This window comes from Bradyrhizobium sp. LCT2 (assembly GCF_009931255.1).
GTDB classification, from domain to species: Bacteria; Pseudomonadota; Alphaproteobacteria; order Rhizobiales; family Xanthobacteraceae; genus Bradyrhizobium; species Bradyrhizobium diazoefficiens.
Genome location: NZ_CP034432.1, coordinates 9,171,109 through 9,195,938, shown reverse-complemented (window position 1 = coordinate 9,195,938; position 24,830 = coordinate 9,171,109). Strand labels below are relative to the sequence as shown.

Here is a 24,830-nt window from a genome sequence, read left to right as displayed (position 1 = left end):
GCTCACCCTGCCGGCTGGTTCTTCACCTGCGCCTCCAGCCTGCGCTGGAGCCGCCAGTTTCGAAAGCCCCAGCTCCGCCAGGCCAGATCCTGACGTTGCTGTTCTACAAGGCGGTCGCGGCGCGACACAAGGCAGCTCTCGGGGCTGCCGGGCCGCAGCAAGATCGCCTTGTCGATGGCGGGCAGCGCCTGTGGCCCAAGCGTCAGGAGATAGTTGATGTCGATCTGCACGCCGTTGCCCGATGCTTCCCGACTGTGGGCAACATTATAGTCGGCAATGAACGCATCGAAGTTCACCAGCGAGGCAGTATAGAGCACGATCGTTAACGCGATCAGATTGGCGCCGACAAGCCACCGATTGGATTGGTCGAGCGCGATGCGGGCCACGATCAGGATCAGCCCGAGTGTCACCAGACCCATCCAGATGAAGGCCGCGATCCGCCAATAGGTCAGCATGTAGATGCCCACGTAGAGGTCGAGGCGGAGGATGGAGGAGGCGACGAGCAGCACGTTCTGGCCCACCCAGAGATAGACCAGCGGTCGGATCACCTTCGATTTCTCGGCCGGCCCGCCGGGCCGCATCGCGACCAGCACGAAGGCAGCGGCGAGCAGCGCGGTCGCGATCAGCGGATATGCGCCGCGATGGGCGTACCACGCATAGGTCAGATTGTCGGGCAGCGCCACATGGCCCCAGAGATAGATGCCGTCGAGAATGGACTGTGCGGCGAACAGCAGGTTGAACAGGATCAGCGAGCGCAGAATCGCCGAGGGGCCCACGAACTCGGCCGGGACCAGGGGCGGGAGCGGCGGCGGCACCGGGCCATCGGCATCCGTCGTGGTAACAACTTTCCTCCGCCGCCAGCGCACATGGATGAACGGCCAGACCAGCGCCAGCATCGTCGTCCAGAACAGCACACGCGGGACGCTGACATATTCGAGGAGGATTTTTGGATTGAGCAGCGACACCCACTGCTCGATCACCGGATTGGCCGCCGCGAACAGCGCGACGAAGACGGTGCCGAGCGCCACCGGCAGCAGCCAGAGCGCGATGCCGCGGGTGAACGCCGACATGTTGAACACCTGGAGCGCGTCGAGGAAGAACCTGAAGGGACCGAGCAGGAAGAAATTGCGTAGCGCACGGGCACGCTCGGTGAACTCGGTCGTTTCCGGATTGGTCGCGACCATGAGCGCAATGGCCAGCGCCGTGATGAGGATCAGGAAGGACAGCGTGTTGAGCTCCTCGACGGCCGGCACGAGGCCGGCGACGAGAATGGCCGCAGCGATCATGGCGCGCCGCAGATCCAGGGCCGCATGATTGAGCAGCGCCGACACGCAAGCCATCGCGGTCGCAAACAGCGTGAGCGACAGTCCGATGCGCTCGCCATAGAACAGCCAGTCGGCGAGCGCAGCCAGCGCCAGCGCGCAGCCAAGCTTGGCTGGAATCGAGGAATGCCTGATCGGCTGGATGTCCGCTGCGATCGTCGAAGCCAGGCTCGTCATGTCCAAAAGACCTCTCGTGATGGGTAACGTCACGAAGTCTGAACGGCGTCTGTGCAGAAGGCGGGATCATCGTCTGCACGGTTTCAGGAGTCTTTTGCAGTTTTCGTGCAGGTGCGCTCTTGCCTCTCGCGCAGCGCAAATCGCTTTGTTAGGTGCGAAGCATTCGCCACTCCTAGCGTGTGACGCATCATGCAATTCCTCCGCCGTATCGGTCTCATCCTGCTCTGGCTGGCCGCGCCTGTCGTCGCGTTCGCGGCCGCGAACAAGAACGATCCCTATCTGGTCCCGCTGCGCGGCGCCGGAAACATCGTGCTTGTCGTTGCAAGCATCGCGATCGTCATGCTTCTGCTTCGCAGAGGGCGGTGGCGCACCATGGCCGGCAAGCTTCTCGTCATGCTCTGGTGCCTGCCGCCGCTGCTGATGACGGCAGCGCATCTGAAGTTCGAGTTGCGCAAGCACGATGTTCTTGCCGCCAGCGCCAATGAGGCGCGTCAGCTCGGGCCTCACTTCATGGTCGGCTATTCCTCCTTTCCCGAGGTCGCGCGCCTTGCCGAGCAGGGATTGATCGGCGGCGTCTACGTCACCCGGCACAACATCCGGGGCCGGACCATCGAGGCGCTGCGCGCCGAGATCGCGGCGCTCCAGGACAAGCGGCGCGCTGTGGGGCTGCCGCCGCTGGTCGTCGCCGCGGACCAGGAAGGCGGGATCGTCGGGCATCTCGCGCCGCCGTTGACAAAGGTGCCGGCGCTCGCGACCCTCTCCTCGCTTGCCCCCGACGAGCAGCAGACCAAAGCCGAGGAGTTCGGCCGCATCCACGGCCGCGAGCTCGCCGGCCTCGGCGTCAATCTCAATCTGGCGCCGGTGCTCGACCTCAAGCCGCCGCAGAGGCGCAACCGCCTCGATTTCCATACGCTGATCGGCCAGCGCGCGATTGCGACCGATCCCGTCGTGGTCAGCACGATCGCAAACGCCTATGTCCGCGGGCTGGAAGACTCAGGCGTCGGCGCCACGCTCAAGCATTTTCCCGGCATCGGGCGCGTGCGCACCGACACTCATCATTTCAGTGCCAGTCTCAACACGCCGGTGAGGGAGCTGGAGGCAACCGACTGGCTGCCGTTCCGCGAGGTGCTTTCGCATTCGCATAGCGCGCTCATGGTCGGCCATGTCACGCTCACGGCCGTCGATCCCGATCGTGCCGCGTCGCATTCGAAGCGGGTCGTCCAGGGCATCATCCGCGACAAATGGAATTACCAGGGCATGGTGATGACCGACGACCTCGTGATGGGCGCGATCTACCAGAACGACGTCTGCAAGGCCGTGATCGAGGCGATCAATGCCGGCGTCGATATGCTGCTGGTCGCCTATGACAGCGCGCAGTTCTACCGGATCTTTGCCTGCGCGCTGGACGGATCGCGGCAGGGCAGGCTCGACGCGGCGATGCTTCACGCGAGCGAAACGCGACTGGTGCGGAGCTTTCCGACCGAGCAGGCGCGAGCCGCCTCAGGCCGCGTCCGCTTCGTCGATCGGCACTAGCCCTTCGCGAACTGGCGGTAGTCCGGCTCGCGGTGAAACCAGAACTCGTAGCCGGTGACGGCCTTCTGCATGGCGACGTCGTGGATCGGCTGGTTGAGCGGGATGACGGGAACGTCGCGCATGCAGAGCGCGATGAAATCCTTCACGCACCTGTCGTATTCCGCCGCATCCGTGGTGAAGCGTGCCTTGTCGATCAGCGCGTCCATCTCCTTGTTCTGGTAGGAGGAGATGTTGAAGATCGAATTGTTGCCGTGAAAATTCCAGTAGAAGTAATATTCGGGATAGTCCAGCCAGCCGCTGAAGCGGTTGAGGGCAATCGGCAGCTCCTTCTTGTTCAGCGTCGTGCGCCAGTTCGCGCCGGGGATTTTCTCGATTCCTGCCTTGATGCCGATCTTGGCGAGGCTCTCCTGGATCAGGATCGCGGTCGGCTCGCCGACGGTCGCCGTACCGGTGTCGAGCGACAGCGTCGTTTCCAGTCCGGACTCGAAGCCTGCCTCTTTCATCAGGGCCTTGGCCTTGTCGAGATCGGTGACATAGGGAAACGGCTGCGGCCAGACCGGCTTTGAGACATCGGCCGCGCCGCCATACATCGGAACGGCGCGTCCGAAGAAGGCGCTGCTCTGGATCTGCTCGTAAGGCATCGCCCAGGCGACGGCCTGGCGCAGCCTGGCATTGTCGAACGGAGGCTTTGCCGTGTTCAGCGCGACGTACCAGAGCGCGTTCGGGATCGGCACTCCTGATACCTTGACCTTGCCCTCCCTGATGATCTGCTCGAAATCGCGCGGCGCAAAGCCGCTGGAGATATCCGCATCGCCCCGCTCCAGCATCGCGCGCCGCGTGCCTGCGGAGGGGACGTCGCGCGCGATCACGCGCTTGACCTTCGGCAGCGGTCCGCTCTTCCAGTCGTCAAAGCGCGCCAGCACGGTCTCGCTGCCGGGCTTCCAGCTCTCGATCCTGTAGGCGCCGCCGCCGGCCTCGTTGGTCTTCAGCCAGGCCAGCGCCCACGGATCCTCGGGCGCTGCGTTCTTCTTGGCGAGCTCGGAATTGATGATGAAGGGCACGACCACCGCGACATTGAACAGCAGCATCTTGTCCTTGCGCACATAATCGATGCGGAAGGTGTGGTCGTCGACCACGACGAACTGCTCGGGCTTTTCCAGCGATCCCGCCGACATCTGGAAGGTCGGAAAGCCGCCGACCTTCACGGCGCGGTCGAACGACCATTTGACGTCCCTGGCCGTGACCGGCGCGCCGTCGTGGAATTTCGCATCCTTTCGCAAGCGAAAGGTGCAGGCCATGCCGTCGGCCGCGACCTCCCAGCTCTCGGCGAGTTCAGGCGCGAGCTTCTCGCGATCATAGGACACGGTCCCATCGGGCAGCGTCCTGGAGGCGTAGGTCAGCAGGCGATCGTAGCAATTCCAGGACAGGCCGTTCACGGTCTGGTTGGAGCCGACGCCCTGCATGTCCAGCGAGTTCGGCCCCAGCTCCTGCACCACCAGCAGCGTCTCGCTGCGTCCCTGCGCCCGGGCGAAGGGAGGCGCGACGGCCGTCATTCCGGCGATACCGAGGCCACCGAGCACGACGCTGCGACGGTTCATGTCGGAAGATGATGCGCTCATCGCGGCCTCCTTGAGAGAAAGTTGCGACATAAAGAGGCAAAGCGCGTGCCATCAACCGCGCTTCATGGCGTCGCATCCCGCGTGGATCGCGTTCTCAAGGCGTCACCGCTCCGCGTGCGACTGCGCGCGGGGCGGTCAGCTCTTTCCAGGTCGAATTCGCCACATGCACGGGCGAGAAGGCGGGGCGTTCGATGTAGCGGCCATCGCCTGCCTCGGCGCGCAGATCGCCATCCGTCCAGACGGCGCGGCCGCGCGAGAGCGTCGCCGCCGGTCCGCCGGTGCAGGCAAAGCCTTCGAACACATTGTAATCGATCCGGCTCATCTGCCGCTTCGCGCTGATGCTCTTTGTCGCCTTGGGATCCCACACCACGACATCGGCATCCGAGCCGACCGCGACCGCGCCCTTGCGCGGATAGATGTTGAGGATGCGGGCGATGTTTGCCGAGGTCACCGCGACGAACTCCTCCTTTGTCAGCCGCCCCGTGGCGACGCCCGCGGTCCACAACAACGCGAGGCGGTCTTCGAGGCCGCCGGTGCCGTTCGGGATCTTCCTGAAATCGCCGAGCCCGAACCGCTTCTGCTCCGTGGTGAAGGCGCAATGGTCGGTCGCGACCACCTGGAGCGAGCCGGCTTGCAGGCCGGCCCAAAGACTATTCTGGTGCGACTTGTCGCGGAACGGCGGCGACATCACGCGCTGCGCGGAATGATCCCAGTCCTTGTTCTGATATTCGCCGGCATCGAGCAGCAGATGCTGGATCAGCGGCTCGCCATAGACGCGCTTTCCCGCCGCGCGCGCCCGCGCGATCGCCTCATGCGCCTCGCGGCAGCTGGTGTGCACGATATAGACCGGCGTGCCGGTCATGTCCGCGATCATGATGGCGCGGTTGGTGGCTTCGCCCTCGACCTCAGGCGGCCGCGAATAAGCGTGGCCCTCGGGGCCGGTGACGCCGCGCGCGATCAGCGCCTCCTGCATCAAGGCGACGACGTCGCCGTTCTCCGCATGGACAACAGGCATCGCGCCGAGATGGGCGCAGCGCGCGAACGAGTTGTAGAGCTCGTCATCATTCACCATCAGCGCGCCCTTGTAGGCCATGAAATGCTTGAAGGTGTTGATGCCGTAGGTTTTGACCACGGTCTCCATCTCGTCAAAAATCTGCTTCGACCACGACGTCACCGCCATGTGGAAGCCGTAGTCGCTGGCGGCCTTCTCGGATTTGTGCCGCCACTCCTGATAGGCCGCGAGCATCGACTGGCCGGGATCGGGCAGGCAGAAATCCACCACCATGGTGGTGCCGCCGCTCAGTGCCGCCTTGGTTCCCGATTCGAAATCGTCGGCGGTGACGGTGCCCATGAACGGCATTTCGAGATGGGTATGCGGATCGATCCCGCCCGGAATGACGTAGGCGCCGCCGGCATCGATGACCTCGGTGCCTGTGGGCGCCTCGAGCGACGGGCCCACCGCCACGATGGTCTCGCCGTCGATCAGCACGTCCGCACGGCGCGAATGATCGTGATTGACGACGGTGCCGCCGCGGATGAGGAGGGGCATGAGAGACTCCGGATAGAGGTGAGGGGACGGCCCGAAGGCTAAGCGCACCACTCGCGATGCGACAGGCGAAATTTTAGTCAGCCGCCGCCGATCTTTTTACTCCGCCCGCGCGACCAGCCCGTCGATCATCGCGCGCACGAGGTTTGCGATCTCCTTGCGCAGCGCCGGCAGGGGAACGGCGACCAGTTTCTGCTCCAGTCCCAGCGCCACCATGCCATGCACGGCCGAGAACAGGCTGCGCGCGGTGATGCCGAGCTCTTCCTGACTGCGCTTGGGAAGCAGCAGCGCCAGCGGGTGGTAGATGTGGCGGAACAGCTGCAGCTGATCGTCGACGGACCAGTCGGGGAGGATCTTGTCGGCGGCCATGCGGTGCTCGAACAGCGCGCGCCAGAGTTCGAGGTTTTCGGCGGCGAAGTCGCAATAGGCAATGGCGATGCGGACCAGCGTTTCCTGCGGCGAGGGCTCCCCGGCGCGTTCCGCCGCGCTGAGCGCCTCATCGAGGCGATGCAGCGTGCGCGAGCCGACCCGCAGGACGAGCTCGTCCACGTCGGCGACGAGATTGTAGACCGCACCATTGGCGCAGCCGATCTCGCGGGCCAAATCGCGGGTTTTCAGACCCGCCAACCCCCGCTCAGCGATCATTCGCTCGGCCGCCTGGATCAGGTCGGTCCGAAGTTTCGCTCGACGTTCCAAGGCCTTAGTCATCTGGAGTCAAATTCTTGAGCGTCGCTCAGATATTTATTGAACGGTGTTCAATATTCCTGCTACAAAGCATCTGTGAGCAACGCTCATAAACAGGGAGCTGCAGATGTTCAAGACCGTCGTGACACTTTTCCGCGGCAGCGTGGCCGCCGCAGGCGAGGAGCTGGAGGACCGTACGGCCCTGCTGATCCTCGATCAGCAGATGCGCGATGCCGCTGCCGCGGTGGAGCGCAGCAAACGGACGCTGGCGCTGGCGATCGCGCAGGACCAGCAGGAAGGTCGCAAGCTCGAGGCGACATGCGCGCGCATCGCCGATCTCGAGACCCGCGCGGTGGCGGCGCTCGATGGCGGCCGCGAGGATCTCGCCAAGGAGGCCGCCGAAGCCATCGCGGGTCTCGAAGCCGACCGCGATGCGGCGATGACGGCACGCGCGCTGTTCGCAACCGAGATCGCGCGGCTGAAGCGCCACGTCGCGACTGCGCAGGCCCGCATCACCGAGCTCGATCGCGGCCGTCGCCTCGCCCGTGCCTCGGAAGCGGTGCGCTCGCTTCGCCGCAGCGGCATCGAGGCCGCACGTCCTTACGAATCCACGTTGCCGGAAGCGGAGAGCACCTTGAGGCGCCTGCGCGAGCGCCAGATGGAAGCCCAGGCCGCCGATGACGCGCTGTTTGAGCTCGATGCGGCCACCGGTCCGCTCGCGACCGCCGAACGACTCGCCGAGCAGGGCTTCGGCCCCCGGCTGAAGACGACCGCGGACGACGTGCTGGCGCGGTTGAAGTCCAAGCACCAGCCGACTGCCTGAACTCAGATCCCATCATCATTCGAACCAACAGGAGACGACCATGAACCAGAACGGCCAGCCCCACAGCAGCGCCTGGGTGACCTTCACTTACGTGTCCTTCGCGGCTTCCGCCTTCCTCGTCGCAATCGGCATCTTCTTCCTGCCGATCGACCTCTGGATGAAGGGCTATCTCACCATGGGCGTCGCGATGCTGCTCCAGACCTGCGTCACGCTGACCAAGACCGTGCGCGACAATCACGAGAGCAGCCGGCTGATGAATCGCATCGAGGATGCCAAGGCCGAGCGTCTGCTGATGGAGGTCTCCAAGGCGGCTTGAGGAGAGAAGTGCGCAGCGGTTTGCAATCTGACGCGGTGGGTGCCAGAGCATCCACCGCGCAGCTGATCCACATATCGCGCCCGCGAAATGCAACCGAGCCATGACGGATCGCGCGGGCGCGCGCCCTTGCGTGGCGGCGTCGGCCGGCGCACTCTGCCCGGGCGGCGCGAAGAACGCCGCCAATAAAGACTGCGCGAGGAAACTCCGAGGAACCCCCAATGGCGGCGACGCGGATCGACTGCGACATCCACCCGGCCGTTGGTGGCACGCGCACGACGCTGCTTCCCTATCTCAGCGATCACTGGAAAGAGCAGGTGGTGAGCCGCGCCATCGATGGGCTCGATCTCACCTCTTATCCGCCGGGCATGCCGCTGTCGGGCCGCGCCGACTGGCGGCCGGCCAACGGCGCCAAGCCCGGCTCCGATCTCGCCATGGTGCAGAAGGGCGCGTTCGACCAATTGGGTGCGAGCCACGCCATCCTCAACGTGCTCTACGGCGCGCAGGCCGTCTTCGACGCCTACATGGCGGCCGACTTCTGCAAGGCCATCAACGACTGGATCGCCGCCGAATGGCTTGCGCGCGATTCCCGCCTGCGCGCCTCCATCGTGGTGCCGATGCAGGCGCCGGATCTCGCGATCGAGGAGATCGAGCGCCGCGCCGGCGACAATCGCTTCGTCTCCATCCTGGTGCTGGCGCAGGGTGAGACGCTACTGGGACGGCGACATTTCTGGCCCGTCTATCAGCTCGCAGAAAAGTACAAGCTGCCGCTCGCGATCCACGCCGGCACGCAATATCGCCAAGCGCCGAGCTCGGCCGGCTGGCCGTCGCATCGCTACGAATATTACTTCGTCGAGGCCCAGGCGTTTCAGGCGCAGATCCTCAGCCTGATCTATGAGGGGGTGTTCGGCAAATACCCAAACTTGAAGGTCGTGCTGATGGAGTCGGGCGTAAGCTGGCTGCCGGCCTTCATGTGGCGGGCCAACAAGACCTGGCGCGGCGTGCGCGTCGAGGTTCCCTGGGTCGAGCGCGAGCCGGCATCGATCATCCGCGACAATTTTCGCGTCACCATGCAGCCGTTCGATGCACCTAGCGACGCGAAAAGCGTCGAGGAGATCATCGACCAGATCGGCTCCGAGAAAATGTTCCTGTTCGCGTCCGACTACCCGCATTGGCAGTTCGACGGCGACGATCCGATCCCGCCGAACCTGCCGAAGGGCATCATCGCGAAGATGTGCGTCGACAACCCGCTGGAGACGTTTCCGCGGTTGTCGCTCGCCAACTGATTTTGGAGGACCGCATGAGCGAAGTCATCGACCGTCCGCTGCGCGACGACGAGAAGCCCGCCGCATCGCGGCTGCGCATCGTCGATTGCGACGTCCATCCGAGTCTTCGCTCGACCGACGATCTGAACGAATTCCTGCCGAAGCGCTGGCAGCAGCACCTGAAGGAATACGGCAGCCATCTGCGCACGCCCTATCTGTTCACCACGCCCTATCCGCGGTCCTCGCCGCTGATCGCGCGGCGCGATGCCTGGCCGCCGACCGGGGGGCCGCCCGGTTCCGATCTTGATTTCATGCGCAAGCAGCATCTCGATCCGCTCGACGTCGAGTTCGGCATTCTCCAGGTGCTCGATCTCTTCATCTTCTCGCAGCAGAACCTGGAGTTCGGCGCCGCGATCCAGCGCGCCATCAATGACTGGCAGCTGGCGTTCTGGTCGCATCGGGATCCGCGCCTGAAGGCGTCGATCCTGGTCGGGCAGGACGGCAACGAGCTAGCCATTGCTGAGATCGAGCGCTGCGCCAAGGTCGGGGAATACATCCAGATCAACGTCTCGCCGCGCGCCAACGAGCCGCTCGGCCGCCGCCGCTACTGGCCGATCTACGAGCGCGCGCAGGCACTGGACTTGCCGCTCGGCATCCATGTCGGCGGCTATGGCGGCCACGCGCCGACCGGCGGCGGCTGGCCGTCTTATTATGTCGAGGAGCACCAGTCGAACGCGCACACCATTGCCGCGCAGCTTGCGAGCCTCGTCATCGAGGGCGTGCCGGAGCGCTTTCCAAAGCTGAAGATCGTCTTCATCGAGGGCGGCTTTGGCTGGATTCCGTCAGCGGTGTGGCGCATGGACCAGCATTTCGAGCGGTTCCGCAGCGAGGTGCCACACCTCAAGCGCAGGCCCTCGGAATACGTCCGCGAGCACTTCTGGTTCACGACCCAGCCGATCGACGAGCCGGACGAGGCCCGGCACCTGCGCGCGCTGATCGAATGGGTCGGCATCGACCGTCTGCTGTTCTCGTCGGACTATCCGCATTGGGACTTCGACGATCCGCGCTTCGCCTTCAAGACGCCGCTGACCGAGGCTGAGCGGAAGAAGATCTTCAGCACCAATGCCCGCGCGGTCTACAAGTTCTGAAACCAGCATGGCCCGCCACATCGTCGCCCGCACTTCCGAGATCCCGCCCGGCGGCAACAAGGTCGTCGACGTCGCGGGCCGCGACATCGTTGTGTTCCACGTCAACGGCGAGTTCTTTGCGCTTCTGAACCGCTGCCCGCACGAAGGTGCCCCGCTGGACAAGGCGGCCTGCGTGGCGCGGCTGACCTCGCCCGAGCCGGGCATCTATCAGCGCTCTCGCGTCGGCGAGATGCTGCGCTGTCCCTGGCACGGCTGGGAGTTCGACATGCGCAACGGCCAGTCCTGGTTCGATCCGAAACGCGTCAGGATCAGGTCATATCCGGTCGCGGTGGAGCGGGGCGACGAATTGCAGAAGGGCCCGTATGTTGCCGAAACGTTTCCGGTGCATGTCGAGGACAGCTATGTGATTGTCGAGGTCTGAAGTCATACACCGTCATTCCGGGGCATTTGCACAGCGAATGAACCCGGAATCTCGAGATTCCCCGGTGCGCAAGTGCGTACCTGAGGTCTGGTCCTGCGGACCAACCCGGAATGACATGTTGATAACGCCGCGATCACCATCACGGATTGTGATTCCGACGCAGGTGCGATAAGCCTCGCCCGCATTCATGGCGGAGATGAGCTTTGTCCAAACAATCCCTGCGAGAGGAGGCCGAGCGCCTGATCCGCGAATCGATGGAAAAGAAGACCATCGTCGTCAAGCAGGGCGATACCCGGATCGAGGCGGTCTGCGGCAAGTGCGGCGCCCCGAACCGGGTGCAGGCGCCAAAGGGCCAGAGCCGCGTCAAGTTCGCCTGCAAGAATTGCGGGCATCAGCAAGAGACGCTGTAGGCTTCTTAACCTCTCCCCGCCCTTCCGCGGGGAGAGGTCGGATCGCCCTCGGCGATGCGAAGCATCGTCCGACGCGATCCGGGTGAGGGGCATGGCACTGAGTCGCAGCGACAAAAGTCTCTCCGACTCCACGGCCACCCCTTGCGAAATCCCTTCGATAGTTCAGACCGCAGTTTGCGTAAGCAGCCCCTCGCCCCACCCTCTCCCCGTAAGAACGGGGAGAGGGTGCGAAAGAGCGCGCCTAGCCCCCCTTCACGAACTTCGCGAACGCGTCCGCATAGTCCGGGTGCCAGCGCGACAGCGGGGGCCGGTTCTCGACGATATCGCCGGCGGCCCAGAGCATGCGCTTTTCGTCGAGGGCGCGGGGCACGTCGTTGTCCGGGCACAGGATGTAGAAATCGCCGGCCTCGAGCCGCGCGATCATGAAGTCGACGGTCTGCTCGGGCGTCCAGGCTCCCGCCGGCTTCTCGGTGCGGCCCTTCGCGGTCAGCCCCGTGAAGACGAAGCCGGGAACGAGCAGATGCGCCGTGATGTGGCAGCCTTCCGTGTTGCGCAGCTCATGCTGGAGCGCTTCCGTAAAAGCCTTCACGCCGGCCTTCGAGACATTGTAGGCGGGATCGCCGGGCGGCGTGGTGATGCCCTGCTTCGAGCCGGTGTTGATGATCAGGCCGGCCTTGCCGCGCGCGATCATGTTGGGCGCGAAGATGCGCGAGCCGTTGATGATGCCCCACATGTTGACGGCGATGATGCGCTGCCAGTTATCGGGCTCGCCGAACAGCGTGCTGCCGGGCTGGATGCCCGCATTGTTCATGAGGATATCGGTACCGCCGAAATGCGCGCCGACGGCGTGTTCCAGTTCCTTCACGCTCTCGGCGCGGCTGACATCGACGACGAATGTCATCACATGTGTGGCGGCGGTGACGGATGCCAGTCTTGTTGCGGCCTCCTGCAGTCGCGCCTGGTCGACGTCGGCGATGCACACCTTCATTCCCGCGCGCGCGAAGGCGATGGCGGCGGCGAGGCCGATGCCGGATGCGCCCCCGGTGATCACGGCGACATTGCCCTTGGCTATGACAGGATGCGACATGGCTCATTCTCCGGGGAGCGGCGTCAAGTTCGGTCGAGCTATAACATGGCGTTCGCGCGACCCTGCACAAGTCGGCATGGGAGGTCTTCGTTCCACGCCGCCTTTACGCCTTTCCGGCACCGCTGTATCCTTTCTCGCCCAACGATCCCGCCGAGATCGAACCCAATCAATCACCTGACAGGGAGTGCAACCATGGCTGTGTCGCAGGCTATTCCGATCACGCGCCACCCGTTCGCCAATGGGTCCTACAAGCAGATGCTGATCGACGGGAAATGGGTCGATGCCGCCTCCGGCAAGCGCTTCGAGACTCACAATCCCGCGACCGGCGAACTGCTCGCAACCGTTGCCGAGGGTGACAAGGAAGACATCGACCGCGCCGTTGCCGCCGCCCGCCGCGCCTTCGAAGGACCCTGGAGCAAGGTCAAGCCGTTCGAGCGGCAGAACCTGCTGCTGAAGCTTGCCGATCTCGTCGAGAAGAATTTCGACGAATTGTCGCAGCTCGACACGCTCGATATGGGCGCGCCGCTCAGCCGCACCCGTGCCTATCGCCTCCGCGCCGTCGGTATGCTGCGCTATTACGCCGGTCAGACCACCGCGATCCATGGCGAGACCATCGAGAACTCGCTGCCGGGCGAAATCTTCTCCTACACGCTGAAGGAGCCGATCGGCGTCGTCGGCGCCATCATCCCCTGGAACGGCCCGCTCACCGCGACGATCTGGAAGATCGGCCCCGCGATCGCCACCGGCTGCACCGTGGTGCTCAAGCCCGCTGAAGAGGCGCCGCTGACCTCGTTGCGCATCGCCGAGCTGGCGATGGAGGCGGGCATTCCGCCCGGCGTCGTCAACGTCGTGCCCGGCTATGGCGAGACCGCGGGCGCTGCGCTCGCCGCGCACCCTGACGTCGACAAGGTCGCCTTCACCGGCTCGCACGTCACGGGACAGTCGATCATCCGCGCCTCGGCCGGCAACCTCAAGCGCGTCTCGCTCGAGCTTGGCGGCAAGTCGCCGGACATCGTGTTCGCGGACGCCGATCTCGATGCCGCCGTGCCCGGCGCCGCGATGGCGGTGTTTGCCAACTCCGGCCAGATCTGTAGTGCCGGCACGCGCCTGTTCGTCGAGCAGTCGATCTACGAGGAGTTCGTCGGCCGCGTCGCCGAGTTCGGCAAGAAGCTGCAAGTCGGCAATGGTCTCGATCCCAACGTGCAGATCGGCCCGCTGGTCTCCGAGCAGCAGCTCGAGCGCGTCACCGGCTATCTCGATATCGGCCAGAAGGAAGGCGCGCGGGCGCTCGCCGGCGGCGGCCGCGTCACCGAAGGCGCGCTGTCGAAGGGTTTCTTCGTCTCGCCGACCGTGTTCGCGGGCGTCCAGGACAATATGCGCATCGCGCAGGAGGAGATTTTTGGCCCCGTCATCTCCGCCATCGCGTTCAAGGACATGGACGAACTGGTCAAGCGCGCCAACAACACCACGTTCGGCCTCGGCTCGGGCCTGTGGACGCGCGACGTCAGCAAGGCGCATGCGGTCGCGAAGAGCCTGCGTGCCGGCTCGGTGTGGGTGAACTGCTACCAGGCGATGGATCCGGCCGTGCCCTTCGGCGGCTACAAGATGAGCGGTTACGGCCGCGAGTCCGGCAAGCAGCACGTCGAGGAGTATCTCAACGTGAAGGCCGTCTGGATCAAGACGGCGTAGCGTGGTTCCCGCGTTCGCGGCGCCACTTCGCCTCTCCCCGCTTGCGGGGAGAGGCCGGAATGCGCGCGTAGCGCGGATTCCGGGTGAGGGGGAGTTTCCGCGAGTCCAGCTCTCACCATTTTCGTGGAGGCGGCCCCTCACCCCAACCCTCTCCCCGTAAGAACGGGGAGAGGGAGACCGGGCACCATCTTTTCAGGCCGTCTCTTCCTCTTATATGATCCGCATCCTTCCATAGCCACTTTGGGGCCAGCATGAAATTTCCGGCGTTGTTCAATCCGTTGCAGGTCGGTCCGTACGAGCTGGCGCATCGCGTCGCGATGGCGCCGCTGACGCGCATGCGCGCCGAGCGCGACAGCTTTTCGCCGCGGCCGCTCAATGCCGAATATTACGGCCAGCGCGCGACGCCGGGCGGCTTGCTCATCGCCGAAGCCTCGCCGGTGCTCTCGCACGGCCGCGGCAATCCGGCGACGCCCGGCATCTATTCGGAGGCGCAGATCGCCGGCTGGCGCAAGGTGACGGATGCCGTGCATGCCAAGGGCGGCATCATCTTCCTCCAGCTCTGGCATGTCGGCCGCGTCTCGCATTCGTCCTTCCATGGCGGTGAGCTGCCGGTCTCGGCCTCGGCGATTGCGATCAAGGCCGAAGGCATGAAGGCGATGACGGCCGAAGGCAAGATCGCCGACTACGAGACGCCGCGCGCGCTGGAGACGGACGAGGTCAAGGGCATCGTCGAGGCGTTCCGGCAGGGCGCGAAGAATGCGCTCGCCGCCGGCTTCGACGGCGTCGAGATCCACGGCGCCAACGGCTATCTGCTCGAGCAGTTCCTGCAATCGCGCAGCAACCAGCGCACCGATCAATATGGCGGCGGAATAGAGAATCGCGCGCGGCTTCTGCTCGATGTCACGCAGGCCGCGATCGACGTCTGGGGTGCAAACCGCGTCGCCGTGCGGCTGTCGCCGCACGGTATCGCCAACGATTCCGGCGAGCCCGATCCGATGCCGCTCTACACCCATGTCGTGAAGGCGCTCGACAAGCTCGGTCTTGCCTATCTTCACTTCATCGAGCCGCGCTCCAGCGGCGCCGGGCGCGCCGACGTCCACTGGGAGAATGTACCGTCGGCGATGGTGCTGTTCCGTCCGCTCTACAGCGGCGTGCTGATGACCGCCGGCGGGTTTACCGGCGAGACCGCGAATGCGGCGATCGCCGACGGCCATGCCGACATCATCGCCTTCGGCCGTATCTTCATCTCCAACCCCGATCTGCCGCGGCGCCTTCGGCACGATTATCCGATCACGCCCTACAATCGGGCCACGTTCTACGGCGGCGAGGAGAAGGGGTATACCGACTATCCGGCGTATGACGAGCTGACACCGGCGTAATCTCCCTCGGTCATTCCGGGGCAACGCTCGGGACCGCGCGAAGCGCGGCCCGGGAGCGTCGAGCCCGGAATCCATGTCGCCTCTGAGTACGCGGCCCGATGGATTCCGGGCTCGCGACTTCGTCGCGCCCCGGAATGACGATCGTGTATTGTCGTCTCTGCAACGACGACGGAGAGAGACGATGGCCAAAGCCGCAGCCGCCGCAGGAACCGCCACCGGTCAATGCCTCTGCGGCAAGGTCACCTTCGAGATCGACGTTCCCGCGCGCTGGGCCTGGCACGATCATTCCGCCAGTAGTCGCCGCGCCCATGGCGCGGCTTACGCGACCTATGTCGGGAGCTGGAAGAAGCGCTTTCGCATCACCTCCGGCAAGACCGCGCTCACGCGCTACGAGGACAAGGCCACCAAAACCGCGCGCAGCTTCTGCTCGCATTGCGGCACGCCGATCGCCTACGAGCGGCCGCGCGGGCCCCACATGGTCAACATCCCCCGCGCGCTGTTTAGGGAGCGCACCGGCCGCCAGCCGCTCTATCACATCGCGATCGAAGAGCTCCAGGAATGGGCCTATACCGGCGAGCCGCTGGTGCCGTTGAAGGGCTTTCCCGGTGTGGTCTGGCAGCGCTCGAAAAAGAAGAAGCGCGCTAGCGGCGAAAACCCTTTCGAGCTCGGCCGCGAGGAGGTGTTTTAGCCTTGGCGGCGACCTCAGTCTTCGCCGAAACAGCCTTCCGCGGCGCCGCTTTGCGTCCCGCGGTATTCGCCGCCACGAAGTCGAGCCCGCGCTTGACCCATTTTTTCAGCTCGGCATCGCCCTGATAGCCGTCCGGCGCGACGCGTACAAAGCCGCTCATGATGCGCCCGCGCATTTCCATCGGGCTCGTATGCGGCTCCTGCAGCATGCGTGCATGCGCTTCCGGGCCGACGCGGATCAGCATGCCGCCGCGCCCGCTTACGGTGCAGCACATGGTGTTGTTCACCATGAAGCAGAGGCCGCCCATCATCTTCTTTTCCGCGACGTATCGCTGACCCGCCAGCAATTTGCGCACCCGCGCCGCGGTGTTCTCGTCATAGGCCATCGCGTCTCCCCGTGCAGGTTTACGCCCGAGCATGTTCCCAGCTTGCGCGCGCCGACGCAAGTCTGCCATGACGGCGCTTCCTTGCGTGCCTCGGCCAAGTTCGGCCATCATGCCTCCGTCCTTGCGGCAACGCCCGCTTCTGGAGGAAACATGAAGAACAAGATCACCGGCCGTTCCGCTTTTCTCGCGCTGCTCAAGGACGAGGGCATCACCCATCTGTTCGGCAACCCCGGCACCACCGAGCTGCCGATCATGCATGCGCTGAAGGACCACCCTGATCTCACCTATGTCATGGCGATGCAGGAGAGCCTGGTGGTGGCGATCGCCGACGGCTACAGCCGTGCCTCCGGCAAGCTCGTCGCCTGCAACGTCCATGTCGCGCCCGGCCTCGGCAACGCCATGGGCTCGCTCTACAACGCCCAGTTCACGGGCACGCCGATGATTTTGACCGCGGGCCAGCAGGAGCAGGGGCACGGCCTGATGGAGCCGGTGCTCTACGGCCCGCTGGTGCGCATGGCCGAGCCGCTGGTGAAATGGGCGGTCGAGGTGACGCGGCTGGAGGATCTGCCGCGCATCGTGCGCCGCGCCGCCAAGGTCGCGATGACGCCGCCGACCGGGCCGGTGTTCATCTCGCTGCCCGGTGACATCCTCAACAGCGAAGCCGGCATCGATCTTGGCCGCTCCACCCGCATCGACACGCGCACCAAACCGTCGGACGAGGCGCTGAAGGCCTTTGCCGCGCGGCTGCTCAAGGCCGAACGTCCTGTCATCGTCACCATGGACGAGGTGGTCAAGAGCGACGCGCTGAAGGAGGCGGCCGAGCTCGCCGAGCTGCTCGGCGCTGCCGCCTATCAGTCCTCGACGCCCTATGGCTCGCACTTCCTCTCGGAGAGCCCGAGCTTCGTCGGCACGTTGGCGCGGGTGCAGAAGGTCGCGCGCGACACGCTCGCGCCCTACGACCTCCTGATCGCGCTCGGCGGCGATCCGCTGCGGATGTCGGTCTATAGCGAGGTCGATCCGCTGCCGGATGGATTGCCAATTCTCCAGGTCGGCCTCATCGACTGGGAGATCGCCAAGAATTTTGGCGCGGAGATTGCGCTAAAGGCGGACGTCAAGGAAACGCTGCGCGCGCTGATCCCGGTGCTGAAGGAGATGGGCGGCGCGGCACTGGCGCAACGCGCCAGGCAGCGTCTCGCCGAGCTTGCGCCGAAGAACTGGAGCGCGCGCCGCGCCGCGCTGGTGGAGCAGATCGGCAAGAGTGCGGGCCGCAACCCCATCGATCCGGACTATCTGGTGCTGCAAATGACAGAGGCCATGCCCGGCAACGCCATCCTCGTCGACGAAGGCCTCACCTCCAGCCGCCAGATCACGAACCTGCATCCGCACCGCGATCGCTTCGGCTATCACGGCCTTGCATCCGGCGGCATCGGCTGGGGCCTGCCGGCCTCGGTCGGTGTCAGCATCGCCAATCCGGATCGTCCCGTGGTGTGCTTCTCCGGCGACGGCAGCGCGATGTATTCGATCCAGTCGCTCTGGACGGCGGCACATCACAAGCTGCCGCTCAACGTCGTCATCGCCAACAATGGCGGCTATCGCATCATCAAGCAGCGCCTGCTCGCCTTCCATGGCGACGACAACTATGTCGGCATGGATTTCATCGATCCGCCGGTGGATTTCGCCGGGGTCGCGAAGGCATTGGGGTGCGAGGCGATCAAGATCAGCGACCCAAGCGAGCTGAAGGCGACGCTGTCGTCGGCGTTTGGCCGGCCGGGGACGAAGCTGATCGAGGTGATGGTGGACGGGAAGGTGTAGGGCAGTGACGGTGTGGAGGCAGCGTGCACAATGCCTCCACATCGTCGTCCTGGCGAAAGCCAGGACCCATACCGCGTGATCTATCGTGTGCGGGTGGTACTAATCCCGAACGACCAGTCTTCGCCAAACTCCCTGTTGGGGTAATGGGTCCTGGCTTTCGCCAGGACGACATTGGGGGTGGCGCCTACCCCGTCTTCGCCACCCGATACCCCGCCGCCGGATGCGGCGTGTCGAGCCTTGCGCGCCCCGCGCCGAACAGCTTCTCCCGCAACGTGCCTTTCGCATACTCCGGCTTGTACCGTCCGCGCCGCGTCAGCTCCGGTACCAGCATGTCGGCGATGTCCTCGAAGTCACCGGGCGAGATCGCGAACGCCACGTTGAGGCCGTCGACGTCGGTCTTCTCGAACCAATCCTCGATCTTGTCTGCGACGCTCTCCGGCGTGCCCACCACGACCGGACCGGCGCCGCCGATGCCGACATGCTCGATGACGTCGCGCACGGTCCAGACGCGGTCGGGGTCGCCGCGGGTCACGTTGTCGAGCGCGCTGCGGCCGGCGTCGTTCTGGACGTGCCGGACCTGCTGGTCGAGCTCGTAGCCGGAGAAGTCGATGCCGGTCCATCCCGACATCAGGGCCAGGGCGCCTTCCGGGCTGATATGCGAGCGGTAGTCGGCATATTTCGCCGCAGCTTCAGCCTCCGTGTTGCCGAGGATGATCGTCATCATGTTGAACATGAGGATCTCCGCCGGATTGCGGCCGAGTGCGGCAGCCTCCTGGCGGATCGCGGAGACGCGCGGCGCGATGATCTTGGCCGACGGTCCCGACATGAACACACATTCGGCGTGACGCGCCGCGAATTGGCGGCCGCGCGGCGAGGTGCCGGCCTGGTACAGCACGGGCGTGCGCTGCGGCGACGGCTCGCTGAGATGGATGGTGTTGTTGATGCGGTAGTTCGCGCCCTCGTGATTGACGCGATGAACCTTCGCGGGATCGGTGAAGATGCCGCGCGCCCGGTCGCGCAGCACGGCATCGTCCTCCCAGCTTCCTTCCCAGAGCTTGTAGACGACCTCCATATATTCGTCGGCGATGTCGTAGCGGTCGTCATGTCCGGTCTGCTTGTCCTTGCCGGCGCCGCGGGCGGCGCTGTCGAGATAGCCGGTGACGACGTTCCAGCCGATCCGGCCCTCGGTGAGATGGTCGAGTGTCGACATCCGCCGCGCGAACGGGTAGGGCGGCTCGAAGGACAAATTGCTGGTGACGCCGAAACCGAGATTTTGCGTCACCGCCGCCATCGCCGAGAGCAGGAGCAACGGCTCGTTCGACGGCGTCTGTGCTGCATTGCGCAAGGCTGCGTCAGGGCTGTTGCCATAGACGTCGTAGACGCCAAGCACGTCGGCCAGGAACAATCCGTCGAAACGGCCGCGCTCCAGCGTCCTGGCGAGGTCGAGCCAGTAGGGCAGGCGATTATATTCGGCGGTGCGGTCGCGCGGATGGGTCCACAGGCCCGGCGACTGGTGGGCGACGCAATTCATCGCAAAGGCGTTGAGCCTGATCTGCTTGGCCATAATGGTCCCCCGGCGCTCTGTACCGAGCGCTCTTCGAATGATAGACGTGCGCCCCAACTTGGCGAACTTCTTGCACATAACTTGCTCTTGGCAAGGCCAAAATCAGCAGCACTGCTGCCCTTGGCAAGCCAATCTCAAGCGAGCAAGAACGAAATCCCAAGAGAACTACAAGAGAAGTACAAGAACAATCCAAGTCCCCGCCACTATCGAAGGCCGTCCTGTCTCGGGTAGGGTCCTTCCTCGAAGTCCGAAAAGCAAATCATGACCAGAGCCGCCGCCATCGCCCGTGCCCGTGAGGATTTCAGTTCGGGCGCGTTCCTCGCCGAACTCGACCGCCGCGTCGCCTTCAAGACCGAGAGCCAGAATCCGTCGCGCGGTGCGGAGCTGCGTGCCTATCTGGAACAGGAGATGCAGCCGGCCTTCGCTGCGCTCGATTTTCAAAGCCGCATGGTCGAATCTCCCAGCGGCAAGGCGCCGTTCCTGTTCGCCGAGCATCACGAGAGCGCATCCGCCCCGACCGTGCTGATTTACGGCCATGGCGACGTCGTCGACGGCATGGAAGGCGAATGGCGCGATGGCCGCGATCCCTGGCGCACGACGGTTGCGGGCACGCGCCTCTACGGCCGCGGCACCGCCGACAACAAGGGCCAGCACAGCATCAACATGGCGGCGCTCCGCGCGGTGCGCGAGGCCCGCGGCGGCAAGCTCGGCTTCAACGCCAAATTCATCGTCGAGATGGGCGAGGAGATCGGCTCGCCCGATCTCGGCAAGGTCTGCGACCTCAATCGCGATGCACTCAAGGCCGATCTGTTCATGGCCTCCGACGGACCGCGTTTGTCGGCAGATCGCCCGACACTCTTCCTCGGCTGCCGTGGCGGCATCCGCATCCATCTCGACGTCAATTTGCGCGACGGCGGCCATCATTCCGGCAATTGGGGCGGCGTGCTCGCCAACCCCGCGACCATTCTGGTCAACGCGATCTCGACGCTGGTCGACGGCCATGGCCGTCTCCAGCTCGAGGCCCTGAAGCCGCCGCGGCTCACCAACCAGATCCGCAGCTATCTTGCGGACGTGGAGGTGGTGCCGACCGCGGACGAGCCGGCACTGGCGGAGAACTGGGGCGAGGAAGGCCTGTCGGCGGCCGAACGCCTCTACGCCTGGAACACGCTGGAAGTGCTGGCGATGTCGTCCGGCAATATCGAGAAGCCGGCCAACGCCATTCCCGGCCACGCCAATGCCGTGCTGCAACTGCGTTTTGTCGTCGGCACCAGGGTCGACGGCCTGATCGAGGCCGTCCGCGCGCATCTGGTGCAAAAGGGTTTCCCGATGGTCGAGGTGCGGGCCGCACAGAGCTTTGCCGCCTCGCGTACCGATTTCGACAGCCCCTGGATCAAATGGGCGGCGGATTCGGTGCGGGAGACCACCGGCAAGGCGCCGGCGGTGCTGCCGAACTTCGGCGGCTCGCTGCCGAACGACGTGTTTTCCGAGATCCTGGGCCTGCCAACGATCTGGGTCCCGCACTCCTATCCCGGCTGCTCCCAGCATGCGCCCAATGAGCACATCCTGCTGCCGTTGACCGAAGAGGCCTTGACGGTGATGGCCGGCCTGTTCTGGGATCTCGGCGAATTGCCCAAGCCACTCACCTGAGCCGTTAACCTGAGCGGCGATCCAGTCGAAAGTCACATTCTAATCCGGCCTGATTTGTGCTTGCATCCGGCCGCATCATCCTGAAAGGGGACCAAAAAAGTGAAGCATTTCCGTCACATCGGGCTCGCGCTGGCCGCGACCTTCGTCGTCAGCCAGGCCGGGGCCCAGGAGCTGACCGGCACGCTGAAGAACATCAAGGACACCGGTGCCATCACGCTGGGCTTCCGCGACTCCTCCATCCCGTTCTCCTATCTGGACGACAACCAGAAGCCGATCGGGTTCGCGATGGACATCTGCTACAAGATCGTCGACGCCGTGAAGAAGGAACTCAAGCTCGACAAGCTCGAGGTCAAGCTCAATCCGGTGACCTCGGCGACCCGCATCCCGCTGATGGCCAACGGCACCATCGACCTCGAATGCGGCTCGACCACCAACAATGCCGAGCGCCAGAAGCAGGTCGCCTTCACCAACACCCACTTCCTGACCGCCAGCCGCTACGTGTTCAAAAAGTCGAGCGGCCTGAAGTCGATCGATGATCTCAAGGGCAAGACCGTGGTCTCGACCGCCGGCACCACCAACATCAAGCAGCTCACCGAGGCCAATGTTGCGAAAGGCCTCGGCGCCAACATCATCCCGGCCAAGGATCACGCCGAATCCTTCCTGATGGTCGAGACCGATCGCGCGGTCGCCTTCGTGATGGACGATATCCTGCTCGCGAGCCTCGTTGCCGGCTCGAAGTCGCCCGACGACTACGTCATCTCCAAGGACGCCTTCTCCAAGCCCGAGCCCTACGGCATCATGCTGCGCAAGGACGACGCGCCGTTCAAGAAGGTGGTCGATGCGGCGACCGCTGCGCTCTACACCTCGGGCGAAGGCCAGAAGATCTACGAGAAGTGGTTCACGGCCAAGATCCCGCCGAAGGGGCTCAACCTCAACACTCCGATCTCGGCCGAGCTGAAGAACGAGTTCGCCAAGCCGACGGACTCGCCGAACCCGGACGACTACAAGTAAGCTGAGTTGTTCGCCTCTCCCCGCTTGCGGGGAGAGGAAGCAAATTCCGGCCATTCTGGAGGGAGTGGCCGGACATTTGCATAGACGTTTACGACATCTGTGATTGGCGCGTTCGCGCGAGGGACACGTGAACTACCACTGGAACTGGGGAATTTTCTTCGAGCCGAACCCGATGGGGACCGGCACCTATCTCGACATGCTGTTGTCGGGCCTGGTGCTGACCCTGAAGACGGCGGTGCTCGCCTGGATCATCGCGCTGGTGTTCGGCTCGCTCGTCGGCGTCATGCGCACGCTGCCGTCCAAGGCGGCCTACCGGTTCGGCTTCTGCTGGGTCGAGTTCTTCCGCAACATGCCGCTGCTGGTGCAGCTCTTCCTGTGGTTCTTCGTGCTGCCGGAGCTGCTGCCGAAGTCCGCCGGCCTGTGGCTGAAGCAACTGCCGAATGCGCCGTTCTGGACGGCCGCGATCGGCATCGGCTTCTTCATGTCGGCGCGCGTCGCGGTGCAATTGCAGGCGGGCATCGGTTCGTTGCCGCGCGGGCAGAAGATGGCGGCGACCGCGCTCGGGCTCACCACCGTGCAGGGCTATCGCTACGTGCTGCTGCCGATGGCGTTCCGCATCATCCTGCCGCCGCTGACTTCCGAGTTCCTCAACACCATCAAGAACACGGCGGTGGCCATCACCATCGGCCTGATCGAGCTGACCGGACAGGCGCGCTCGATGCAGGAATTCTCGTTCCAGGTGTTCGAGGCCTTCACCGCCGCGACCATCCTTTATCTCCTCGTCAACGCCGTCGTCGTGACCGCGATGCGCTTCCTCGAGCGCTATGTCGCGATCCCCGGCTACATCACGGGGAAATAGCGCAATGTTCGGTAATCTCGATTTCGACGTCATCCGCCGCGCGCTGCCCTACCTGTTCTACGAGGGCATGACGTTCACGGTGACCCTGACGGCGCTGGCGGGCCTCGGCGGCCTGATCTTCGGCACCGCGATCGCGTTGATGCGACTGTCGGGCTTCAAGGTGCTCGGCCGCATCGCCGGCGTCTATGTCGACTTCATGCGCTCGCTGCCGTTGGTGCTGGTCATCTTCTGGTTCTACTTCCTGGTGCCCTATATCGGGCAGTGGGTGACCGGCGCGTCGCGGCCGATCAGCGTCGGCGCGTTCGCCTCCTCGCTCATCACCTTCATCATGTTCGAGGCGGCGTACTTCTCCGAGATCATGCGCGCCGGCATCCAGTCGATCTCGCGCGGCCAGCCCGCCGCCGCCAACGCGCTCGGCCTGACCTACGCCCAGACCATGCGCTACGTCGTGCTGCCGCAGGCGTTCCGCAACATGCTGCCGGTGCTGCTGACGCAGACCATCGTGCTGTTCCAGGACACCTCGCTGGTCTACGTGCTCTCGATCCCGGACTTTCTGGGCGCGGCGAGCAAGGTCGCGCAGCGCGACGGCCGCCTAGTCGAGATGTACCTGTTCGCCGCCGTCGTCTACTTCACCATTTCCTGTGTCGCGTCCTTCGGCGTGCGTCGCCTCCAGGCGCGCATCGCCATCATTCGATAGAGCGTGTCGGTCATGATCGAAATCAGCCACGTCAACAAATGGTACACCCCGACCTTCCAGGTGCTGACCGACTGCACCACCAGCGTCACCAAGGGCGAGGTCGTCGTGGTCTGCGGTCCCTCGGGTTCGGGCAAGTCGACGCTGATCAAATGCGTCAACGCGCTCGAGCCGTTCCAGGAGGGCGACATCAGCGTCGACGGCACCAAGGTCAACGATCCCAGGACCGACCTGCCGAAGCTTCGCTCGCGCGTCGGCATGGTGTTCCAGCACTTCGAGCTGTTCCCGCATCTCAAGATCATCGAGAACCTCTGCCTTGCCCAGCAGAAGGTGCTGGGACGGCCGTACGACAAGGCGGTGGCGAAAGGCATGCAGCTCCTGGAGCGCGTCGGCCTGAAGGAGCAGGCGCAGAAATTCCCGGCGCAGCTCTCCGGCGGCCAGCAGCAGCGCGTTGCGATCGCGCGCGCGCTCGCGATGGATCCGATCGTCATGCTGTTCGACGAGCCGACCTCGGCGCTCGATCCTGAAATGGTCAGCGAGGTGCTCGACGTCATGGTCGATCTCGCCCGCGAGGGCATGACCATGATGGTCGTCACGCACGAGATGGGCTTTGCCCGCAAGGTCGCCAACCGCGTGATCTTCATGGATCGCGGCGAGATCGTCGAGGACGCGGCGAAGGAGGATTTCTTCGGCAAGCCGCGCAGCGACCGCGCGCAGAAGTTCCTGTCGAAGATTCTGTCGCATTAACCGGCGC

At 64.7% G+C, this 24,830-nt stretch carries 23 protein-coding genes; 16 read left to right on the top strand and 7 right to left on the bottom strand.

What is annotated here, in order from left to right:
* Nucleotides 1–2: 2 nt before the first annotated feature.
* On the bottom strand, nucleotides 3–1,499 hold the full coding sequence (locus tag EI171_RS43400) for a DUF4153 domain-containing protein (RefSeq protein ID WP_161536794.1): 1,497 nt from the start codon (nucleotides 1,497–1,499) through the stop codon (nucleotides 3–5).
* A 189-nt stretch (nucleotides 1,500–1,688) separates the two neighbouring features.
* Here EI171_RS43400 and EI171_RS43395 point away from each other — a divergent pair, with 189 nt between their 5' ends.
* Nucleotides 1,689–3,032 (top strand): glycoside hydrolase family 3 protein, encoded by a 1,344-nt coding sequence (locus EI171_RS43395; RefSeq protein WP_161536793.1) that lies wholly within the window; start codon nucleotides 1,689–1,691, stop codon nucleotides 3,030–3,032.
* Here EI171_RS43395 and EI171_RS43390 read toward each other — a convergent pair.
* From EI171_RS43390 to EI171_RS43380, 3 genes are all read right to left on the bottom strand, one after another.
* On the bottom strand, nucleotides 3,029–4,651 hold the full coding sequence (locus EI171_RS43390; protein WP_161536792.1) for an ABC transporter substrate-binding protein: 1,623 nt from the start codon (nucleotides 4,649–4,651) through the stop codon (nucleotides 3,029–3,031). The genes EI171_RS43395 and EI171_RS43390 overlap by 4 nt on opposite strands.
* A gap of 94 nt (nucleotides 4,652–4,745) precedes the next feature.
* Nucleotides 4,746–6,200 (bottom strand): dihydropyrimidinase, encoded by a 1,455-nt coding sequence (hydA, locus tag EI171_RS43385; RefSeq protein WP_161536791.1) that lies wholly within the window; start codon nucleotides 6,198–6,200, stop codon nucleotides 4,746–4,748.
* 96 nt (nucleotides 6,201–6,296) lie between these two features.
* On the bottom strand, nucleotides 6,297–6,905 hold the full coding sequence (locus EI171_RS43380; RefSeq protein ID WP_161536790.1) for a TetR/AcrR family transcriptional regulator: 609 nt from the start codon (nucleotides 6,903–6,905) through the stop codon (nucleotides 6,297–6,299).
* Nucleotides 6,906–7,008: 103 nt separating this feature from the next.
* Between EI171_RS43380 and EI171_RS43375 the strand changes: the two genes are divergently transcribed.
* The 6 genes from EI171_RS43375 (at nucleotide 7,009) to EI171_RS43350 (ending at nucleotide 11,261) form a co-directional block, all read left to right on the top strand.
* Complete coding sequence (locus EI171_RS43375) at nucleotides 7,009–7,704, top strand: PspA/IM30 family protein (protein ID WP_161536789.1); 696 nt, start codon at nucleotides 7,009–7,011, stop codon at nucleotides 7,702–7,704.
* Nucleotides 7,705–7,744: 40 nt separating this feature from the next.
* Nucleotides 7,745–8,020, top strand: coding sequence for a YiaA/YiaB family inner membrane protein (locus tag EI171_RS43370; protein WP_011090339.1), 276 nt, complete (start codon nucleotides 7,745–7,747; stop codon nucleotides 8,018–8,020).
* Nucleotides 8,021–8,238: 218 nt separating this feature from the next.
* The gene (locus EI171_RS43365; RefSeq protein ID WP_161536788.1) at nucleotides 8,239–9,303 is read left to right on the top strand and encodes an amidohydrolase family protein; all 1,065 of its coding nucleotides are present in this window, start codon (nucleotides 8,239–8,241) and stop codon (nucleotides 9,301–9,303) included.
* Nucleotides 9,304–9,317: 14 nt separating this feature from the next.
* A complete protein-coding gene (locus EI171_RS43360; RefSeq protein WP_038967354.1) occupies nucleotides 9,318–10,430 on the top strand; it encodes an amidohydrolase family protein in 1,113 nt (370 codons plus the stop codon).
* A 7-nt stretch (nucleotides 10,431–10,437) separates the two neighbouring features.
* Nucleotides 10,438–10,851, top strand: coding sequence for a Rieske (2Fe-2S) protein (locus tag EI171_RS43355; protein WP_028173896.1), 414 nt, complete (start codon nucleotides 10,438–10,440; stop codon nucleotides 10,849–10,851).
* A 203-nt stretch (nucleotides 10,852–11,054) separates the two neighbouring features.
* The gene (locus EI171_RS43350) at nucleotides 11,055–11,261 is read left to right on the top strand and encodes a hypothetical protein (RefSeq protein WP_027547442.1); all 207 of its coding nucleotides are present in this window, start codon (nucleotides 11,055–11,057) and stop codon (nucleotides 11,259–11,261) included.
* Between the two features lie 241 nt (nucleotides 11,262–11,502).
* On the opposite strand, the gene EI171_RS43345 is transcribed toward EI171_RS43350, so the two are convergent.
* A complete protein-coding gene (locus tag EI171_RS43345) occupies nucleotides 11,503–12,348 on the bottom strand; it encodes an SDR family oxidoreductase (protein ID WP_161536787.1) in 846 nt (281 codons plus the stop codon).
* 192 nt (nucleotides 12,349–12,540) lie between these two features.
* Between EI171_RS43345 and EI171_RS43340 the strand changes: the two genes are divergently transcribed.
* The 3 genes from EI171_RS43340 to EI171_RS43330 all read left to right on the top strand — a co-directional run bounded on the left by EI171_RS43340 (nucleotide 12,541) and on the right by EI171_RS43330 (nucleotide 16,104).
* The gene (locus EI171_RS43340) at nucleotides 12,541–14,037 is read left to right on the top strand and encodes an aldehyde dehydrogenase family protein (protein ID WP_161536786.1); all 1,497 of its coding nucleotides are present in this window, start codon (nucleotides 12,541–12,543) and stop codon (nucleotides 14,035–14,037) included.
* Nucleotides 14,038–14,288: 251 nt separating this feature from the next.
* Complete coding sequence (locus tag EI171_RS43335; protein WP_161536785.1) at nucleotides 14,289–15,416, top strand: alkene reductase; 1,128 nt, start codon at nucleotides 14,289–14,291, stop codon at nucleotides 15,414–15,416.
* A gap of 181 nt (nucleotides 15,417–15,597) precedes the next feature.
* Complete coding sequence (locus EI171_RS43330) at nucleotides 15,598–16,104, top strand: GFA family protein (protein ID WP_161536784.1); 507 nt, start codon at nucleotides 15,598–15,600, stop codon at nucleotides 16,102–16,104.
* On the opposite strand, the gene EI171_RS43325 is transcribed toward EI171_RS43330, so the two are convergent.
* On the bottom strand, nucleotides 16,058–16,600 hold the full coding sequence (locus tag EI171_RS43325) for a TfoX/Sxy family protein (RefSeq protein ID WP_246740411.1): 543 nt from the start codon (nucleotides 16,598–16,600) through the stop codon (nucleotides 16,058–16,060). The genes EI171_RS43330 and EI171_RS43325 overlap by 47 nt on opposite strands.
* A 39-nt stretch (nucleotides 16,601–16,639) precedes the next feature.
* Between EI171_RS43325 and EI171_RS43320 the strand changes: the two genes are divergently transcribed.
* A complete protein-coding gene (locus EI171_RS43320; RefSeq protein WP_161536783.1) occupies nucleotides 16,640–18,301 on the top strand; it encodes a thiamine pyrophosphate-binding protein in 1,662 nt (553 codons plus the stop codon).
* A 184-nt stretch (nucleotides 18,302–18,485) separates the two neighbouring features.
* Here the strand turns inward: EI171_RS43320 and EI171_RS43315 are convergent, their stop codons facing one another.
* Entirely contained in the window at nucleotides 18,486–19,865 is a 1,380-nt protein-coding gene (locus EI171_RS43315; RefSeq protein WP_161536782.1) for an LLM class flavin-dependent oxidoreductase, read from the bottom strand.
* Between the two features lie 261 nt (nucleotides 19,866–20,126).
* Between EI171_RS43315 and EI171_RS43310 the strand changes: the two genes are divergently transcribed.
* From EI171_RS43310 to EI171_RS43290, 5 genes are all read left to right on the top strand, one after another.
* Nucleotides 20,127–21,512, top strand: a complete 1,386-nt coding sequence (locus tag EI171_RS43310) for a M20/M25/M40 family metallo-hydrolase (protein ID WP_161536781.1) — start codon at nucleotides 20,127–20,129, stop codon at nucleotides 21,510–21,512.
* A gap of 99 nt (nucleotides 21,513–21,611) precedes the next feature.
* Nucleotides 21,612–22,523, top strand: a complete 912-nt coding sequence (locus tag EI171_RS43305) for an amino acid ABC transporter substrate-binding protein (RefSeq protein ID WP_161536780.1) — start codon at nucleotides 21,612–21,614, stop codon at nucleotides 22,521–22,523.
* A 127-nt stretch (nucleotides 22,524–22,650) separates the two neighbouring features.
* Nucleotides 22,651–23,382, top strand: a complete 732-nt coding sequence (locus EI171_RS43300) for an amino acid ABC transporter permease (RefSeq protein ID WP_011090326.1) — start codon at nucleotides 22,651–22,653, stop codon at nucleotides 23,380–23,382.
* A gap of 4 nt (nucleotides 23,383–23,386) precedes the next feature.
* Nucleotides 23,387–24,079: an amino acid ABC transporter permease gene (locus EI171_RS43295; RefSeq protein WP_011090325.1), complete on the top strand. Its 693-nt coding sequence runs from the start codon at nucleotides 23,387–23,389 to the stop codon at nucleotides 24,077–24,079.
* Between the two features lie 12 nt (nucleotides 24,080–24,091).
* Nucleotides 24,092–24,823, top strand: coding sequence for an amino acid ABC transporter ATP-binding protein (locus tag EI171_RS43290; protein ID WP_011090324.1), 732 nt, complete (start codon nucleotides 24,092–24,094; stop codon nucleotides 24,821–24,823).
* Nucleotides 24,824–24,830: the final 7 nt, after the last annotated feature.

Excerpts from the sequence above, each read along its gene's own strand:
- EI171_RS43400 (WP_161536794.1), bottom strand. The coding sequence starts at position 1,499 with ATGACGAGCCTGGCTTCGACGATCGCAGCGGACATCCAGCCGATCAGG.
- EI171_RS43395 (WP_161536793.1), top strand. The coding sequence starts at position 1,689 with ATGCAATTCCTCCGCCGTATCGGTCTCATCCTGCTCTGGCTGGCCGCG.
- EI171_RS43390 (WP_161536792.1), bottom strand. The coding sequence starts at position 4,651 with ATGAGCGCATCATCTTCCGACATGAACCGTCGCAGCGTCGTGCTCGGT.
- hydA (WP_161536791.1), bottom strand. The coding sequence starts at position 6,200 with ATGCCCCTCCTCATCCGCGGCGGCACCGTCGTCAATCACGATCATTCG.
- EI171_RS43380 (WP_161536790.1), bottom strand. The coding sequence starts at position 6,905 with ATGACTAAGGCCTTGGAACGTCGAGCGAAACTTCGGACCGACCTGATC.
- EI171_RS43375 (WP_161536789.1), top strand. The coding sequence starts at position 7,009 with ATGTTCAAGACCGTCGTGACACTTTTCCGCGGCAGCGTGGCCGCCGCA.
- EI171_RS43370 (WP_011090339.1), top strand. The coding sequence starts at position 7,745 with ATGAACCAGAACGGCCAGCCCCACAGCAGCGCCTGGGTGACCTTCACT.
- EI171_RS43365 (WP_161536788.1), top strand. The coding sequence starts at position 8,239 with ATGGCGGCGACGCGGATCGACTGCGACATCCACCCGGCCGTTGGTGGC.
- EI171_RS43360 (WP_038967354.1), top strand. The coding sequence starts at position 9,318 with ATGAGCGAAGTCATCGACCGTCCGCTGCGCGACGACGAGAAGCCCGCC.
- EI171_RS43355 (WP_028173896.1), top strand. The coding sequence starts at position 10,438 with ATGGCCCGCCACATCGTCGCCCGCACTTCCGAGATCCCGCCCGGCGGC.
- EI171_RS43345 (WP_161536787.1), bottom strand. The coding sequence starts at position 12,348 with ATGTCGCATCCTGTCATAGCCAAGGGCAATGTCGCCGTGATCACCGGG.
- EI171_RS43340 (WP_161536786.1), top strand. The coding sequence starts at position 12,541 with ATGGCTGTGTCGCAGGCTATTCCGATCACGCGCCACCCGTTCGCCAAT.
- EI171_RS43335 (WP_161536785.1), top strand. The coding sequence starts at position 14,289 with ATGAAATTTCCGGCGTTGTTCAATCCGTTGCAGGTCGGTCCGTACGAG.
- EI171_RS43330 (WP_161536784.1), top strand. The coding sequence starts at position 15,598 with ATGGCCAAAGCCGCAGCCGCCGCAGGAACCGCCACCGGTCAATGCCTC.
- EI171_RS43325 (WP_246740411.1), bottom strand. The coding sequence starts at position 16,600 with ATGATGGCCGAACTTGGCCGAGGCACGCAAGGAAGCGCCGTCATGGCA.
- EI171_RS43320 (WP_161536783.1), top strand. The coding sequence starts at position 16,640 with ATGAAGAACAAGATCACCGGCCGTTCCGCTTTTCTCGCGCTGCTCAAG.
- EI171_RS43315 (WP_161536782.1), bottom strand. The coding sequence starts at position 19,865 with ATGGCCAAGCAGATCAGGCTCAACGCCTTTGCGATGAATTGCGTCGCC.
- EI171_RS43310 (WP_161536781.1), top strand. The coding sequence starts at position 20,127 with ATGACCAGAGCCGCCGCCATCGCCCGTGCCCGTGAGGATTTCAGTTCG.
- EI171_RS43295 (WP_011090325.1), top strand. The coding sequence starts at position 23,387 with ATGTTCGGTAATCTCGATTTCGACGTCATCCGCCGCGCGCTGCCCTAC.
- EI171_RS43290 (WP_011090324.1), top strand. The coding sequence starts at position 24,092 with ATGATCGAAATCAGCCACGTCAACAAATGGTACACCCCGACCTTCCAG.